This is a genomic window from Agrobacterium sp. CG674 (assembly GCF_053521645.1).
The window spans coordinates 509,854-526,932 of record NZ_JBNWDZ010000004.1 but is presented as its reverse complement, the minus strand read 5'-3'; the positions used below and the strand labels follow the sequence as shown (position 1 = coordinate 526,932).

Annotated in this window: 13 protein-coding genes and 1 pseudogene; 5 read left to right on the top strand and 9 right to left on the bottom strand. The window is 58.4% G+C overall.

Going from position 1 to position 17,079, the window contains the following annotated elements:
* Window positions 1–86 precede the first annotated feature (86 nt).
* From ACQZ51_RS14795 to ACQZ51_RS14785, 3 genes are read left to right on the top strand one after another with little or no spacing between them, the layout of a single operon-like run.
* Complete coding sequence (locus ACQZ51_RS14795) at window positions 87–1,508, top strand: efflux transporter outer membrane subunit (protein ID WP_448778291.1); 1,422 nt, start codon at window positions 87–89, stop codon at window positions 1,506–1,508.
* Window positions 1,508–2,623 (top strand): efflux RND transporter periplasmic adaptor subunit, encoded by a 1,116-nt coding sequence (locus ACQZ51_RS14790; RefSeq protein WP_448778290.1) that lies wholly within the window; start codon window positions 1,508–1,510, stop codon window positions 2,621–2,623. Before ACQZ51_RS14795 ends, ACQZ51_RS14790 begins: the two co-directional genes overlap by 1 nt.
* Window positions 2,620–5,703 carry an efflux RND transporter permease subunit gene (locus tag ACQZ51_RS14785; RefSeq protein ID WP_448778289.1) on the top strand — a complete coding sequence of 1,028 codons (3,084 nt, stop codon included), beginning with the start codon at window positions 2,620–2,622 and terminating at the stop codon, window positions 5,701–5,703. The genes ACQZ51_RS14790 and ACQZ51_RS14785 overlap by 4 nt, the downstream gene beginning before the upstream one ends.
* 1,089 nt (window positions 5,704–6,792) lie before the next feature.
* Here the strand turns inward: ACQZ51_RS14785 and ACQZ51_RS14780 are convergent.
* Window positions 6,793–7,558, bottom strand: a pseudogene (locus tag ACQZ51_RS14780) (IS5 family transposase); the annotation flags it as partial.
* A gap of 262 nt (window positions 7,559–7,820) precedes the next feature.
* On the opposite strand from ACQZ51_RS14780, the gene ACQZ51_RS14775 reads away from it, so the two are divergent.
* On the top strand, window positions 7,821–8,030 hold the full coding sequence (locus ACQZ51_RS14775; RefSeq protein ID WP_448778287.1) for a hypothetical protein: 210 nt from the start codon (window positions 7,821–7,823) through the stop codon (window positions 8,028–8,030).
* A 16-nt stretch (window positions 8,031–8,046) separates the two neighbouring features.
* On the opposite strand, the gene ACQZ51_RS14770 is transcribed toward ACQZ51_RS14775, so the two are convergent.
* The 6 genes from ACQZ51_RS14770 to ACQZ51_RS14745 form a co-directional block, all read right to left on the bottom strand.
* On the bottom strand, window positions 8,047–9,147 hold the full coding sequence (locus ACQZ51_RS14770) for an FAD-dependent oxidoreductase (RefSeq protein WP_448778285.1): 1,101 nt from the start codon (window positions 9,145–9,147) through the stop codon (window positions 8,047–8,049).
* 10 nt (window positions 9,148–9,157) lie between these two features.
* Window positions 9,158–9,829, bottom strand: a complete 672-nt coding sequence (locus ACQZ51_RS14765) for an ATP-binding cassette domain-containing protein (protein ID WP_448778283.1) — start codon at window positions 9,827–9,829, stop codon at window positions 9,158–9,160.
* Between the two features lie 3 nt (window positions 9,830–9,832).
* Entirely contained in the window at window positions 9,833–11,542 is a 1,710-nt protein-coding gene (locus ACQZ51_RS14760; RefSeq protein WP_448778281.1) for an ABC transporter permease, read from the bottom strand.
* A gap of 17 nt (window positions 11,543–11,559) precedes the next feature.
* Entirely contained in the window at window positions 11,560–12,789 is a 1,230-nt protein-coding gene (locus ACQZ51_RS14755) for an ABC transporter substrate-binding protein (protein ID WP_448778279.1), read from the bottom strand.
* Between the two features lie 87 nt (window positions 12,790–12,876).
* Window positions 12,877–13,122: a zf-HC2 domain-containing protein gene (locus ACQZ51_RS14750; protein WP_448778277.1), complete on the bottom strand. Its 246-nt coding sequence runs from the start codon at window positions 13,120–13,122 to the stop codon at window positions 12,877–12,879.
* Window positions 13,123–13,153: 31 nt separating this feature from the next.
* Window positions 13,154–13,900, bottom strand: coding sequence for a TVP38/TMEM64 family protein (locus ACQZ51_RS14745; protein WP_448778275.1), 747 nt, complete (start codon window positions 13,898–13,900; stop codon window positions 13,154–13,156).
* Between the two features lie 331 nt (window positions 13,901–14,231).
* Between ACQZ51_RS14745 and ACQZ51_RS14740 the strand changes: the two genes are divergently transcribed.
* Complete coding sequence (locus ACQZ51_RS14740) at window positions 14,232–14,741, top strand: RNA polymerase sigma factor (protein ID WP_448778351.1); 510 nt, start codon at window positions 14,232–14,234, stop codon at window positions 14,739–14,741.
* Between the two features lie 50 nt (window positions 14,742–14,791).
* Here ACQZ51_RS14740 and ACQZ51_RS14735 read toward each other — a convergent pair whose 3' ends face one another.
* Window positions 14,792–15,409, bottom strand: coding sequence for a CDP-alcohol phosphatidyltransferase family protein (locus tag ACQZ51_RS14735; RefSeq protein ID WP_448778273.1), 618 nt, complete (start codon window positions 15,407–15,409; stop codon window positions 14,792–14,794).
* The gene (locus ACQZ51_RS14730; protein WP_448778271.1) at window positions 15,406–16,917 is read right to left on the bottom strand and encodes a dihydrolipoyl dehydrogenase family protein; all 1,512 of its coding nucleotides are present in this window, start codon (window positions 16,915–16,917) and stop codon (window positions 15,406–15,408) included. Before ACQZ51_RS14730 ends, ACQZ51_RS14735 begins: the two co-directional genes overlap by 4 nt.
* Window positions 16,918–17,079 lie beyond the last annotated feature (162 nt).

Sequence of the window (17,079 nt, the reverse complement as noted above, 5' to 3'; positions counted from 1 at the left end):
CTTTTACCTAACTTAACAGCTTCTTGACCGAGATTAACATCGCGATCCCTATAGTGCAGCCGACAGCTTCAAGGCAGCCCGGATTCATGCGTATAGTTTTCTCTTCAGTTTCCATCATCGCCACCTTGTCGGTGCTCGCCGGTTGCACCAGCCTTGGTGCCCTCAAACCTTCGAGTTCTGTTGCGGCACCCTATTGGCACGCGACACTGCCGCATGGAGGTCGCTCTACGGATCTCGCCGCGTGGTGGGCAAGCTTTAAGGATCCTTCGCTGACGGAATTGCTGACACTGGCGGAACGGGAAAATCCGACCGTTCAGGAAGCCGTCGGCAATATCGACAAGGCGCGTGCCACGCTCGACAGCGCACGAGCAGGACTCTTCCCGTCGTTGGATGGATCTGCCTCTGCATCTCGCGAGGGAAACAAAGGGGATGACCTCAACAAAATTGTGGCCGGAACGAACAAGAGTGGTGGTCTAGACGCCTCCTGGGAGCTCGATTTGTTCGGCAAGACCAAGAAAGAAACGCAGGCTGCGGCTTCGAGAGCTGAAGGCAAGGTCTGGTCTTGGCATGACGCGCGGATTTCCATCGCAGCCGAGGTCGGCGATTACTACGTCCAGTATCGCGCGTGTCGCCAGTTGGAACAGCTTTACCGCGACGAGCTCGCATCGCAAAGAGAGACAATACGCGCCACTGAAAAGTCAGCACTGTCCGGCTTCACGTCGATGGCCGATCTGGCGCTCTCCCGCGCGAGTGCGGCGACATCCTCGTCAAATCTGACCGCCCAACGCGGTGACTGCGAGATCATCATCAAGTCACTGGTCCAACTGACTGCTACCGATGAGGTGGTGATCAGAAATTTGCTGGATAAGGGGAAAAGTCGCATTCCACAGCCTTCATCGTTGCGGATCGCCTCCGTACCGGTAGAGGTTTTGAGGCAAAGGCCTGACATCAATGCGCTGGAAGCCGAGGTCGCAGCAACGGTTTCAGATGTTGGCGCAGCGAAAGCTGACCTTTATCCCAGTCTCAGCCTGAGTGGATCTATTTCCATCAGCGAATCCACCGTAACCGGCAGATCGGCACCGTGGTCGTTTGGCCCCGCATTGTCGATACCGCTGTTTGATGGTGGCACCAAAAGGGCTGCCATCAGAAGTGCCGTGGCGGATTACGATGTTGCTGTCGCAAGTTATAAGTCCGGTGTCCTGACGGCTGTGGCCGATGTGGAGACAGCCCTTATTCGCGTCAACACCGCTTTGAAGCGCATTGGCGATGCCAAGACAGCCGCTGATAACTATCAAAGCTATTTCCGCTCGGTCGATGAGAACTGGAAATCCGGTGGCGTCAGTATTCTCGACCGGGAAGAGGCTCGTCGTTCGGCACAGTCGGCTGCCATCACCCTCATCGAAATCAGGCGCGACGCGGTCCAGTACTGGATCGCCCTCTACAAGTCTCTCGGCGGCGACTGGGCTGCCCCTGCTGGCGCGCCAATTGCTCTTAATGGAACCCACTGATGCGTAGATTTACCCTCATTCTGGTCGCGACGACATTCGCTTTGACGCCTTATCTTGCGCGCAGCGAGGACACCGAGCAGAGCAGTGCTCAAGCCGCTGCCTTGACCGTTTCCGTTGCCGCTGCGCAGACCCTGGAGTGGCCAGTCACCATACCGGCAAGTGGTCGTCTTGCCGCGTGGCATGAGGCGGTGATCGCAGCCGAGGTCAGCGGCCTGAAAATCGCGGATGTCAGGGCAGATGTGGGTACTGAAGTCAAAAAAGGAGATCTGCTCGTTCAGTTCGACACCGCGACCGCTCAAGCAGATCTTGAACAGCAGCAGGCTACCGTCGAAAAGCAAGAGGCAGCACTCGATCAGGCCGTTGCAGATGCGGATCGCGCCCGAGGACTGACGGGGTCTGGTGCATTGTCGAAACAGCAAACAACAGAGTATCTCATCAGCGAGCGCAAGGCGAAAGCCGACGTTCTCTCTGCCAAAGCTGCGCTGGCATCTTCGCAACTGACACTGGACCGCACAAGGGTTTATGCCGTTGACGACGGGATCATATCTGCACGCTCGGCCTCTCTCGGAAATGTCGTTAATGCCGGTGACGAACTGTTCAAGCTGATCCGGCAAAACAGGGTCGAATGGCAGGCCGAGTTGCCAGTCAAGCGGTTGGCCGATGTCAGAGAAGGAACGAAAGCGGTTATACCGACACCGGATGGCGATATCAGCGGCGAGGTTAGGTTGGTTTCCCCCACCACATCGACGAATAATGGTCGGGTTATCGTATATGTGATGCTCCAGCCAAAAACGGGGATGCAAACTCCCAAAACTGGAATACTGGCCAGCGGCTATTTCGAGTTCGACCATACCGATGCGCTGACGGTGCCGGCGACCGCAGTGACGCTGCGAGATGGATTTGCCTATGTGTTCATTCTGAAAGAAGCCGAGAAAATGACAGTGACGCGCAAGCGCGTTGAGACGGGCCGCCGCCAGGGAGACCGTGTCGAAATCCTCTCCGGCATCGAAACGTCCGACAAGGTTGTGACGTCAGGTGGTGCCTTCCTGGCGGATGGCTCTGTGGTGCGGGTCTCTGATGGCGTCGAGACGGCAAAGACGGAGGCAGCAAAGTGAATTTCTCCTCCTGGTCCATCCGCAATCCTGTCCCGCCCATATTGCTTTTCGTGCTGATGACCGCCTGCGGTCTGTGGGCATTCAACCGTCTTGATGTTCAGAATTTCCCCGATATGGATCTTCCGACCATTCAGATCAGCGCTTCGCTGGATGGTGCCGCAGCATCGCAGTTGGAAACGGAGGTGGCGCGCAAGATCGAGGATGAGCTGACGGGGCTTTCTAAGCTGGATTCCGTTACCACCACAATCACTGACGGCGCGGTGAGTATTTCTGTTGCCTTCGAAGTCGGCAAGGACACACAGGAGGCGCTGGATGAGGTGAAAAGTGCCGTCGATCAGGCGCAGAGCGACCTTCCGGCGGAAATGAATGCACCGACCGTGTCCAAGAAATCGCTGAACGCTTCTCCGCTCATCACTTACGTCGTGCATTCGGACAAACTGGATGCGGCGGAACTCTCATGGTTCATCGACAACGATCTTTCGCGCGCATTGATGGCCGTGGATGGCGTCGGTGAAGTGGGACGCCTCGGCGGTGTGGACCGGGAAATCCGGGTCGAGCTCAACGCAAATCTGCTGGATGGGCTGGGTTTGACCGCCAATGACGTCAACAATCAGGTCGAAGCCGTGCAATCCGATCTGTCGGGTGGCAAAGGCAGGATTGGTGGCGCAAGCCAATCTGTGCGCACTCTGGCAACCGTCAACAGCGCCGAACAACTCCGGTCATTGCCCATCCCGCTGCCTGCAGGAAACTGGGTTCGGCTGGACGAAGTTGCAACTGTGAAAGATACCCACAATGATCTGACCTCGCTTGCCTATCTCAACGGCAAGCCCGTAATTGCCGCCCAGATCAAGCGGTCCAAGGGCTATTCCGATACCGCGATTACCGACAAGGTCCGTGAGGCGATGACCGCGTTCGCCGCTGCCCATCCTGAAGTGACCATAGAAGAAGCCTATAACACCGTCGTCCCGACCGAGCAGAACTACGAATCCTCGATGCACATGGTCTATGAAGGTGCGCTGATTGCGGTGTTTGTGGTCTGGCTGTTTCTGCGAGACTGGCGTGCAACGCTTCTGGCCGCAGTCGCATTGCCGCTCTCGATCATACCCACGTTCCTCGTCATGTATCTGCTGGGTTATTCGCTGAACACCATCACTTTGCTGGCGATTTCTCTGGTGGTCGGAATTCTTGTCGATGATGCCATCGTCGAGATCGAGAATATTGAGCGACACCTCAATATGGGCAAAAGTCCTTTTGATGCGGCGATGGAGGCGGCCGATGAAATCGGTCTGGCCGTGATCGCCACCACATTCACGCTGGTTGCCGTATTCTTGCCCACAGCCTTCATGGGCGGCATTCCCGGCATCATCTTCAAGCAGTTCGGCATCACCGCGTCGGTTGCCGTTCTTGCTTCGCTTGTGGTTGCACGATTGGTAACGCCGATGATGGCGGCCTATTTGATGAAGGCAACTGGCAAGGCACACAATGAAGACGGCCTGATAATGCGGGGCTATCTCTGGCTTGTAAAAGGCGCATTGCGCCGCCGCTGGATACCCGTGCTCGGAACCGTTGGTTTTCTGGCCTTCACGATCCTGCTGCTCTCCCATCTCTCGACCGGCTTTTTTCCCGCCTCCGATAACAGCCAGACGCAGGTCACGCTGACCACGCCCTATGGCTCAACGATCGAAGCAACCGATGAGGCAGCGGAGAAGGCATCCAAGATCATCTCTAGTGTGGACCACGTCACATCGGTGTTTCAGGCAACAGGCACAGCCTCCACGGGCGGCATGAACAGCACGTCAAATTCAAGCACCAATAGTGCGACCATCGTGGTCAATCTGACGCCGATCGATGACCGCGATATCAAGCAGGCGCAGATCGAAAATGATTTGCGAAATGCTCTGGAGCAGTTGCCCGGCGTGCGCCTTGAAATAGGCTCCGGTGGCAACGGTACGCAACTGACCCTGACACTCGCAGGCGATAACTCAGACCTTCTCGAGCAAGCCGCGGCGGCACTTGAAGCAGACCTGCGCACGCTGTCCGGGATTGGCAATGTGACTTCATCTGCGGCCATGCAGACGCCGGAAGTGACGATCAAGCCCGATCTCGCCCAAGCGGCTTCTCTCGGTGTCACATCCAAGTCTATCGCCGAGGCTATTCGCGTGGCGACGTCTGGCGCCTATGATACGGCGCTGTCGAAACTCAATCTGCCGGAACGCCAGGTCGCCATTCGGGTGATGCTCGACCCCGTGACCCGCCAGTCCCTTGATGCGATATCGCTGATCCCCGTCGAGGGCAAAGACGCCAATGTCTCACTCGGTACCATTGCTGATATCTTTGTCGGCTCAAGCCCCAGTCAAATTGACCGGCTTGACCGATCGCGCAATGTTTCGCTGACGGTCGAGTTGAATGGCCGGAACCTCTCTGATGTTACGGCAGAGGCTGCAAAATTGCCCAGCTACCAGAACCTGCCGCAGGGCGTGAAATTTATCGAGCAGGGCGAATTGAAACGGCAGAGCGAATTGTTCAGCAGTTTCGGCACCTCCATGGCAATCGGCATTTTTTGCATCTATGCCGTTCTGGTGCTGCTGTTTCATGATTTCCTGCAACCCGTCACGATTTTGATGGCGTTACCGCTGGCGCTTGGCGGGGCATTGTTACCGTTGGTGCTCACAGGAACAAGCTTTTCGATGCCCGCCGTTATCGGTTTGATCTTGCTAATGGGGATTGTGTCGAAAAACTCGATCCTCCTTGTGGAGTACGCTATCGAGGCGCGGCGGGCTGGCATGCCTCGCTACGATGCCCTTGTGGATGCTTGCCACAAGCGAGCACGACCAATTATCATGACGACCATCGCTATGGCTGGGGGCATGCTGCCTGCAGCGCTTAGTCTCGTCTCGGGAGACTCAAGCTTTCGCCAACCCATGGGTATCGTTGTGATAGGCGGATTGATTACATCCACCTTCCTGAGCCTTCTGGTCATTCCGGTGGTCTTTACCTTCCTAGATGACGCACTTCTATGGCTCAAGGCGAGGACTGGAAGGCTCGAGATCAAACAGGCGGAGGAATATTACACTTTCTAAGTCGAACGCGTTCAACACCTGCCGTGCTCGCCCCAGCGTTGCAACTGGTTGCTGACAACTGCATCCCAAAGACGGAGATATGTTGTTCAAGACAATCCTCCTGTTCGGTTTGCTAGGCACTGGTGAACGAGATCGAGGACTGGAATTTCTAGTTCCACTGACGGTCCTGATGAGATCGACGCGAAAGAACAGGGCTGTCGTCGGTTCGATTCATTCAATGCGCAGAATTTGCAAGTCTCCGCGTGATCAGGCCCCCGCAACCAAATATTGTAACAACTTCCAGTCAGTCTCCGCCTCGGCGAGAAAGGCACGGAAGTGAGACAGAAACTCCAGCTTCTCCTGACTATCCCTGAACTCACCCGCCCTAACACGGCGGGCGTACTCGTTCCTGTGACAGTCCTGCAACCCGGCGCTGTGCTGTTGAAACGCCCGCATGGAGGCGAGGTTGGAAGCCAGACGGCCGACGATCGTAAGGTCGGGTGACTTGCCATCCGCAGACGGCGAAACCAGCACCTTCTGGACGAGATCGCGGATGAAGTTGAAACGGCGCTGCACCTCGTCATGTTCGGTGTTGCCGGTACGGGTGATCGTTTTGAGCGCGGCGATCGCTGCGCTATACATCGATGGGTTGATGATGAATATCTTCGGCGGCCCTGTGCGCCTTACTGCAACCCTCGCCAAGTCCGCCTCCAGCTCGTTTCGCTGTCTGTGTAGATCGTCGAGCATCCTAGTGAATGCGTCGATCTGTGGCTGCGCGTTCAAGATGCGCTCCGTAACTTGAGCTGCCACTACGTCCTGCTTCCGCGTTACCTCGTTCAGTGTGGCGTTCAATTTTTCCTTGTCCCGCTCCCCTGCCTTACGAGACGCAGACAGCTCCTTGTTGATCTCGTCCTGAATAGACGCGGTGCTCTCGACGGACAAGAGATTGGACGGGATAGCATCCAGCACGCGTCGTTCGAGTTCATGCCGGCTGATGGTCTTTGAGTTGGAGCATACTGCATTACCCAAATGTTCGATGGGCAGTTTCTTCTGTCTGTTCGTACATCCATATCGATCCTTGGCAATGATCGCGTGCGGACCAGCGCGGTAAGGCAGCCAGATTTTAGCGGCGGCCAACGCGAGGAATGCCGAGAAGGATTTTCTGGTCGTATCGTATCGTATCGTGTCGCGACTCGACGGAACTGTTTGAGCCGATTGCACATCCGTTCGATGCGGTTTCGATCCTTGTAGGCTCGAAAGGCGCAGGGAGGCGGGTTCTTCCGGTTAGCCTTCGGAGGAATGACGGGTCTGATCCCATGGATCAGCGGTTCCTCGCGCAGGAAATTGCCGTCATACCCTTTGTCGGCAAGAAACAACCTCGGTTTGCTGGCGGGTATTGCCAGTAGATCGGGAACGGCACTGTAATCCGAAGCCTATCCGCCGGTCAGGATAAAGCCGAGAGGGCGTCCCTGACAGTCTGCGCGGGCGTGGATTTTCGTCGTAAAGCCGCCGCGTGATCGACCAAAAGCCTCCTGAGAAGTCCCCTTTAGCGCCCGCAGCCTGAGAGTGGCCGCGAACAGTGGTGCTATCGATCATATGTTGCCAGTCGTCCGCCAGCCCCAATTCCACGAGTGCCTCAAGGAGGGCGTCCCACACGCCTTGTTCAGCCCAGCGACGGAAGCGAACGTAAACTGAATTCCACTTGCCGTAGCGCTCATGCATATCGCGCAAAAGACGACCCAACCCGGAGCACATGCAGCATTCCATTGAGGTAACGTCGATTATCGTGAGCGGGGCGGGACTTCCGCCCACGCTCGGTAGGCAATAGCGCCTCGATGATCCTCCATTCCGCGTCGCTAACATCGCCTCTTGTCAAGACCGCCTCCTAAAAGGAAGGCTTGAATCATTTTTTCGATGGGATGGGAATCGTTAGACTGCTAGCGTTTGAAAGAACGATGAAAAGTGACCCGAGACAGCTATGGTTCGCAACGAAACGCCTTCGCCACAATCTTCATCCGTATGCGTGCTTCCAGTGCCGGAAGAGCTTTAGGCGAGCATCACGGCCGGATGCGGTCTCGGCCTGCCCTAACTGTGGCGGGCCAAGCATCGGTCTCAATCGCAAATTCAAAGCCCCGAAAATGTCAGACATCAAGCAGTGGGATAAAGTCGAAAGGCTGGTGCGACACGGGTTCTTCTTTGAAAGCGTGGGGGAGGCCTACCCAGCAGAGCTTGGTGAGGTCGATGCATTCGCGAAAAGGCACTCCGAGTATCTCCTGCATCAACGCGAACGACACGTCGATACATTTGCCGAAATTGAAGCAGCGTTGAATATGCGGCCAGATCGTTGAACTTTGTCAACAGAGCCTAGGGTGGATTTCTATACTTCCGGAGGAAACGGGTGTCGTTCCAGTGCTTCCACTTCGCCACCCATCGCCCGGACATAGCTACGCCCCACTTGTCGGCAATCGCCCGGCCGTCGGCGAGTGAGATCAGAGCCAACCACCGCTTTTGGGGCAGGAAGGGCACCAATGCCTCCCCTGAAAGAACGCGGCGAATGTTCTCGGCCAGAACAGGCCCCTGACGGACAGCGAAGACGCCTGCCTTTGGGCGCGGGTCCGGCAGGGAGGCGACATCACCCGCCGCGAAGATTTCCGGATGCGAGAGTGACCGCAACGCATCATCGACGCGGATGAAGCCTGCGGCATCAAGCGCGAGGCCGGTCTCGCCGAGCCAGACCGGTGCTCCGCTCGAGGTTGTCCAGACCACATCGTCCACGTCCAGCTTGCGCCCGTCGCGCGCGATGAGCGCTCCCGCATCAAAGCCGATCACGTCGAAATGCGGGTGATGGGCGATCTCCGCGCGCGCGAGCTCCTCTCTGACCATCGTGCGCGCCGAAAGGCTTCGTTCCGCGATCACGTCTCTCGCCCGTCCGGCAAGCAATATCTCCACCCGGGACTGGCCGAACCGCTTTTGCAGGGCAAATGCCATCTCGACCCCGGCGACCCCCTGGCCGACGACGGCCAGTCGAAGCGGACCCGCCCGGTCTGCGACGAGCGTATCGATTTGCTGGAGGCGCTGCGTGAAACTCGCGATTGGTTTCACCGAGATCCCGCCCGTCACTTCGGGAGGGAGGGATGGGGTGGAGCCAATGTCGATCGACAGCAGTGCATAGTCGAGCACCTGGCCGTCGGAGAGACTGACCTGCCGCCTGTCTGGATCGATCCCCGAGGCGGTCGTGGCGAGGAAGCTTACTCTGGAGCGGGCGCAAAGCGCCACAAGATCGATATGGAAGTCCTCGAAGCTGTATTGGCCGCTCACATATCCCGGTAACATGCCGGAATAGGGCGCATGCCGTGACGGCGAGATGAGGATGATCTGGCGATTGAGATTATCGAGGTTCCCGAGCCGTCTGATAACCTCGACATGCGCGTGACCTCCGCCGAGCAGGATGATTGGCTTGTCCATTGTCTTTCTCTCAGCCATGCTCGCCGCCGTTTGTACCGATACGGTGTACCGTACCGCCGGCCGCCTCTGCATCGGCTTCGTCATGGGTGACCAGAATGACGGGCAGCCCGGCGGCCCGGGCTCGCTCGAAAACCAGGCTGCGCATCTGGACGCGCAACTCCATGTCCAGTTTCGAAAATGGCTCGTCGAGCAGCAGCAGCCGGGGCTGCGAGACCAACACACGGGCAAGTGCGACGCGCGCCTTCTGTCCTCCCGATAGCGTGGCCGGATCGCGCCCTTCGAATCCGGCAAGATCCATGTTGGCGAGAATTTCGGCAGCGATCCTCGACCGCTCGCGCCGGTCCCGGATATCAGGTGGAATGGCGAATGCGACATTGGCACCGACCGACATGTGCGGGAAGAGCAGTGGATCCTGAAACAGAATGCCTGCCCGGCGTTTTTCCGGTGGCAGGGCCAGCAGGTCCACACTTCCCGCGTGGACTTTTCCCCACGCGGTAAAAGCAGGATCGAGGAAGCCGCCTATGAAGGAGAGCAAAGTCGATTTGCCGGAGCCGGATGGGCCCATCACGGTCAGCACGTCTCCCGGCGCGATGCTCTGCGAGATCGTGATCAACTGCCGGTCCCCGATGCGAATATCCACTTCGGTTAGCCTCAGTCCCATGGTTCTGTCGTCGTGCAGCATCGGTCAGACCCTCATATCGCGCCGGTTGCGGTGAATGAGGGCTGGCAGGAACGCCGCCAAGGTGAAGGCGAGAAAGGGCAGGATCGTCTGCAACATAGCATAGACACCGATCACGCGACGGTTGTTTCCGGAAGCGAGGGCGACTGCCTCGGTGGTGATCGTCTCGATGCGTCCCTCGCCGATCAGCAGGGTGGGCAGATATTGCCCGAGTGAAACTGCAAATCCAACGGCGGCGGCCGTCAGGATCGGACGGATCAACATTGGTAGCCGGATCGACAGAAGGACCGCCAGGCGCGATTTGCCCAGTGCCGTTGCGATGATCTCGTAGCGCCGGTCGAGCGCCCGCCAGGGCTCGGCAAGGGACAGATAGACATAGGGCAAGACGAAAACCAGATGCACTAGGACGAGTGCGACGAAACGGTTCTGGCTTCCGCTGCCTATGAACAGCAATTGCAGGCCAAAAACGAAGGTAATCTGCGGCACGATGAGCGGCAGGTAGAGGATGAGCAGGCTTCGCTCTCCGCCGGTTCGTCCCGTCCCCGTCTCGCGTTCGAGGCATCCAAGCGAGAGCAGGACGGCGACCAGCGTCGAGAGGAGGCCGACGGCCAGTGTCGTCACCAGCGGATCAAGGATCCGCGGCAGGGCGTTCTCCCAGCTTCGAAGGGTCAGCTCATTGGGGAAGAGGTCGGGGAACTGCCACAGCCCGGCCACCGACCAGAGGGCCAGAATTCCGATGCCTGCAAAAACGATAACGCCTATCGCGCCAACCGAAATCGCCGACAGGATGCGCAAGGCGCTGTCGTGAACGACACGAAAGCCGCCATCCCGGCAAATGCGCAGCAGCATACCGCTCGATCTCTCCAGTCCCGCCCAGAGGATGAGGGCAAATAGCGTCACCGCCAGCTGCATCACCGCGCCCGCAGATGCCAGGAAACGGGCCGAAAGGTCAGGATCGTTCATCCACTGCACCAGCCGCGTGGCCAGCGTGCCGGGAAGATTGGGGCCTAGGATCAGCGCCACATCCACCACCGAAGTCGAATAGGCGATAACCGCATAGACGGCAAAGCGGATTTGCCGGTAGAGCGCTGGCCATAGCAGATAGACGAAACCCGCAATGCGCCCGTAGCCAAAGGATGCCGCCAGCCTGCGGGCCGAGGCGAGATCGACCTGCGGGAGGGCAGCGAGCGTGACGAGAAACAGGAACGGGGTTTCCTTGATAACGAGGCCAGCAATCATGGAAAGGCCCATCGGGTCGTGCGGGATCAGGATGTCCGGCGGGCGGTCGATGTCCGCCAGCGGTGCCACAAGGCGGATCAGGTAGCCGGAAGGGGCAATCAGGAAGGCAAGCCCGAAGGCAGCCGCCGCATGGGGCACGGCTAGAAGTGGGGATAGCAGATGCTGCACACGTGAGAGTACCGGAGTTCCGGCAAAGCCTGCGATTAACATGAGAGTCATGCCGAGCGAAAGGGCCGTGGCGACAAGCCCCGTCAGCAGGCTCAGCAGCATGGCCAACGGAAGCCCCGGGGTGGAGAAGAGCGTGCCGAATATGCCAAGGCCGAACGCGTTCCCGCCAAGCGCTGGCAGGTAGCCAAAGGCGGGCAGCAGGGTACCGAGCAAACCAAAACTGATTGGTAGCAAGAGGAATGCGAGCGTGACGAAGACTGCGCCCCGCGCGATGAGCGCAACCCCTTCACCCTCCATTGCGCGGCCCATCCGCGTGTCCGCCACGGTCAATTGCCGCTGGCATAACGCTTGCGCCACTCGACCTCGATGCGCTCCATCCAGCTTGCATGCGGTTCGGCAATGACAGGCCCGAGTTTGTCCGGTGAAAGTGTCGCGACACCCAGGTCGAGCGCTGCGAAGGCCGCGCGATCCGGTTCCGGGAGTTTCGACATGGCAAGAACGGTCGGGTCACCCCAATGGCTCGGGTCCTGCTTGCGCAACTGTGCTTTGGGCGACATCAGGAAGTTGGCCGTCAGCAATGCTCCTTCCTTGGCATTGGCGTTGTAGGGAATGGCGACGAAATGGGTGTTGCCCAGCGTGCCGCCAGAGAAGGTGAAGGAGCGCACGGTTTCGGGCAGCTCGCCGGCCTTGATGCCGGCAGATGCTTCGGAAGGATTGAAGGCGAAGATAATGTCCAGTTCGCCATCCGCCAGCTTCTGCTTCATATCAGGATAGTTCTGCGGAAAGGCCTTTCCCCCGCGCCATGCTGCGGGGTGCAACTGGTCTAGATAGGCAAACAACGGTGCAACATCACGCTCGAAACTGGTCTCGTCGACGGGCCGTGCGAGCTTGATCGGATCCTCGATCACCTCGCTCAGCACCTGCTTGAGAAAGGACGAGCCTATGAAGTCTGGCGGAGCAGGGTAGGAGAAGCGACCGGGGTTCTTCTTTGCAAATTCGAGCAACTCGGCCGCATTGTCGGGCAGGGCGCTGGCCTCCGTTCTGCCGCTGTCATAGAAGAACACCATTTTCGCGCCACCCCAGGGGCTTTCCAGCCCTTCCGTCGGCTCGGTGAAATCCGTGAGGATGGTCAGCTGGTTCTCGACGTCAACATATTGCCAGTTGGGCAGTGATGTGGTCCAGTCGGGCGTCATGAGAAGGCCTTGCTTTTTCATCGATACGAAGTTCTCACCGTTGATCCAGATGAGATCGACGGAGCCGCCTTCATTCTTGCCAGCTGCCTTCTCCGCGATGATCTTGGCAACAGCGCTCGCTGTATCGTCGAGTTTCACCTGCACCACCTTGACCCCGTAGCGCTTCTGCATTTCCTCGCCCACCCATTCGAGATAGGCGTTGATGTTCTCCGATCCGCCCCAGGCGTTGAAATAGACCGTCTGGCCGGAAGCTGCTTTTTCGATCGCCGCCCAGTCCTTGACGTCTCGCTCAGCCGCTGCTGCGTTCAGGGCACTGATTGCGGCGATAACGCTGGTTGCGAATAGTCTCTTGATGAAACGCATTCTGTTTCGTCTCCCTTGTTCGGATCGGAGTGAGCTGGTTCAAGCCCCGTCCCCGCGTGATTTAGCTGCTAAGGCGCTCTCGGATACTCAACTCTTGCCGATGGATCGTGATCTCCTCTGCGCCAGGGCCGCCTCAATCTGCGGGCTGATGTGCTGACCTTCCGCTACGCCCGTCATGTGCGTCAGGTCGCGGGTGATCCGCATTTGCGCGATAAAGGCGCGGCATCCGCGGCACATGGCGAGGTGCAGCTTCATGTTGAAGCGTTGCCATGGCCCGAGGTCTCCGTCGACGAGAAGGCTGGCGCGTTCAGCGACTTCACTGCATCGGAACATCAGATCAATCCTTGTTGTGAACTTGGCTGGCTCAAAGGGTACCCCTGCGCTGACGGACCTGCTTGACGATGGTTGGTATGAGCGCCACCACAGCCAGTGCAAAGAAGGCCAGCGTGATCTCGCGGGTCACCAGGTCAGAAATCTGCGCCTGACGTCCTGCTTCCTGTGCTGCGATCAGTACGCTGTCGACACCCTGGCCGAGATAGGCATATGCGAATGTGCCCGGCAGGATGCCAAAAAAGGTTGCTGCGACAAAGCGGGCAAGGCTGATATCGAAAAGCGCCGCTGCGATATTGACCACGAAGAAGGGAAAAACCGGGGCGAGCCGGATGACGAAGAGATAGCCAAACGCATTTTCGCGAAAGCCGTCGGCAAGCTTCTTCACCACCCCGTCGACCCTGTGGCGCAAGAAACTCCCGAAGGCAGAGCGAGTGGCCATGAACAGGATGGACGCACCTATCGTCGCGCCAACCGCGACGAGCGACCCGCCCAACAGCCAGCCGAACAGGAAGCCGCCGAAGACCGTCAGGATCGAGGCGGCCGGGAACGAGAAGGCGACTGCAAGGATATAGACGCCGATGAACAGCAGCGCCGACCAAATCATATTGGCGTCCACATAGGCTCTCAGTGCTTGCCGTTGTTCGGCAAGATAGCCGAGGCTGAGATAGTTCTGCAGGCCGAAGGCATAGCCAAGCGCAAGGCCCAGCACCACGATCCCGAGAGGGGCAAGCCGCAAAAGACGCCGACTATTCTTGCCTAATGTGTTCTGGTCAGACATCGTTGAGGGACCAATCATAGACAGAGAAGCCGAAAGAGGCGGTATCGATACGTTGCCGCAGAATTATCGGCATACCATGAATGGATTGTTGAAGGCTGTCATGGCTCATCTGGCTCGTATTGCTTGAGATCGAACCGAGTTCGGCGTCACAATGGCTTGATCTGCCCAGATCTCGCTGGACTTTTAGAACGATATTTCTGTTAGCTGCTTGCGGACATCGATTGGAGAGCTGGTGGGGAACACGGAGATTGGCGAGCAGGATTTGCTGCGACGTCTGCTCGAAGGGGATCAGGCAGCCTTCGAGCGCCTGTTTCGACGCCACAATGCAGCGATGATCCGTTTCGCTACCGGTATCGTCCAAACCCGGCACGTGGCCGAAGAAGTTGTCCAGGATACATGGTTGGCGGTCCTTAGCCGGATAGAGCTTTTCGAGGCAAGAAGCTCTCTGGCAGGCTGGATCTACACCATTTTGATCAACAAGGCCCGGACCTTCACCAAGCGTCAGGGTCGCATTGTTTTCTTCGACGATGCCAGCAATGGTGACGGCCTTGCAGACGCGTTTGACGGACGCGGTCGCTGGCGCAACATGCCCCAACTCTGGGATGAGCTGACGCCGGACAGACATGTTGAGGGCCGCATGGTTCTTGAACATGTCGAGGCGGCCATTGATGCGCTTCCGCCGGCACAGCGCGCCGTGCTCATCCTGCGCGGTCATCAGGAACTTGAGCCCAAGGAGGTTTGCGCTCTTCTCGGCATGAGTGAAGGCAACATGCGCGTACTTCTCCACCGGGGCCGGGTGAGCGTGCGCAACGCCCTTGATCGCGTCAATAAACACCTCTGACATTGCATCTGGCCAAGTACCGTCTTGAATGGGCGGCATGCCTTGTGTGCTCATGGCTCAGCCCCAGAAAAAGCGACCCATGCCTGCCGCCAGCGAATGACAGTGGTGACGGCGCAAAGCGCCGCAAATCCGTAGGCGATCACGCTGAACTTTGAGGGGAAGAGACACATGGCGACGAAGACTGCAATCGTCTCGAAACCTTCCGCCAATCCACCTGCGTAATAGATGCCCTTGGTCGGAAAATCTGCGGCTTTCCTGCCAAGCTTTGCCGCAACAGCGGAAAAGGCGAGAAATGACGAGCCTGTTCCGACGAAGGAAACGATCAGCACGGCGGCCGGCAGCGCATGGGTTTCCGGTGCCTGCACCGCAAAACCGAGCGGGATGAGCGCGTAAAATACCATGTCGAGTGCGATGTCGAGAAAGGCCCCGCGAGCCGTCGGTCCCTGGAGGCGGGCGACGGCGCCGTCTAGCCCATCAAACAGACGATTGACGAGGATGAGTGACAACGCCAGTGCCCATTGACCGAAGCTCAAGGCCACGAACGCGCCGAGGCCAGCCACGAACCCCGTAAGGCTGATGATGTCTGCCCGTACGCCGCGATGTGCCAGGAATTCTGCCACAGGCTGAAGGGCGGCACGTTGCAGCGGCAGGATGCGCGCGTCGATCATCCGCGCCTCCAGGTCTGGAAGCGTTCCAACAGCGACAGCAGGACGCCGTTGATGTGGTCGCGACGCCACTGGCCAGCGACCATCTTGTTGGCCTCCGCGAGTGTTGGATAGATGTGGATGGTGCCGAGGATCTTGCCAAGGCCATGTCCGTGCTTCATGGCGAAGACGAATTCGGCCAGCAGGTCGCCAGCATGCTCTCCGACGATTGTTGCTCCCAGGATCCTGTCCTTGCCGGGCACCGTCAGAACCTTGACGAAGCCCCGCGCAGACCCGTCGGCAATCGCCCGATCGAGATCGTCGATCCCGAAGCGCGTGACCTCATGGGGAATGTTTTTCTGCCTGGCCTCGGCTTCCGACAGGCCGACGCGTGCCACTTCCGGATCGGTGAAGGTTGCCCATGGAATGACGCTATAGTCGGCCTTGAAGCGCTTGAGATCGCCGAAAAGTGCATTGATGGCGGCGAACCAGGCCTGATGCCCCGCCACATGGGTAAACTGGTAAGGCCCGGCCACATCACCGGCAGCCAGGATATTTGGGTGTAGCGTCTGCAAGTATTCGTTGGTTTCGACCACGCGGTCCACCTTGATGCCGAGTTCTTCCAGCCCGAAGCCTTTCAGGCGCGGCGCGCGCCCGACAGCTGCGATGATCTCGTCAAAAGCAATACGTCGCTTCTCGCCGGCATGATCGACTTCGATCCACTTCTCGCCAGCCTCGACCCCGCAGGCCACCGCCTTGTGGTTCGTCAGCACCTGCACGCCGTCGGCCTTGATGGAGGCCTCAACAAGCGAGGAAGCGTCTTCGTCCTCGCGGATCATCAGGCGCGGCGCCATCTCAATCTGGGTGACCTCAGACCCCAACCGTGCAAAACTCTGCGCCAGCTCACAGCCGATCGGCCCGCCGCCCAGCACCACCAGCCGCCTTGGCGCTTCATCTCGGCCGCGCAGTTTGTCCCACAAACTATCCGAGGTGAGATAGCCAACCTCGTCGATGCCGGGAAGAGGGGGCACGGAGGGTTGCGCGCCGGTCGCGATGATGATTGCGCGTGTTGTCAGGCGTTGGCTGGCCCCATTGTTCAAGGCGATCTCTACCGTCCAGGGATCTATCAGCTTTGCATAGCCTTGAAGGACTTCGACCCCCAGAGATGTATAGCGCGCGACACTGTCATGGGGTTCGATCTCGGCGATGACTTTGTGCACCCGCTCCATCACGGCGGAAAATGGTACCTTGGGCTCGACCGATTGCAAGCCGTAGTGGTCGGCATGGCGCATCTGGTGCGCGATCTTTGCGCTCTTGATCAACGCCTTGGATGGCACGCATCCGAAATTGAGGCAGTCGCCACCCATCTTGTGTGCTTCGACCAGGGTCACCTTCGCTTTTGCGCCAGCGGCGATATAGGCCGAGACAAGCCCCGCAGATCCTGCGCCAATGACAATCAGGTTGCGGTCGAACCGCTTTGGCCGTGTCCAGTTACGGCTGCTCGGTGCGGGCTTTTGATAGGTCGACACCATGCGGATCCTTGCGAAATTTTGGCCCTTTGGACCGGCTACACAAAGGACTAACGAGCATTCGATCTGTTACGGTGAGTAGGGAAAAAATATTGCTGGGTGTATATTCCGGACGTATTCAGGCCGCCAAACAGGTTCGGTGGATCCTTATGAAGCGGTGCCTAG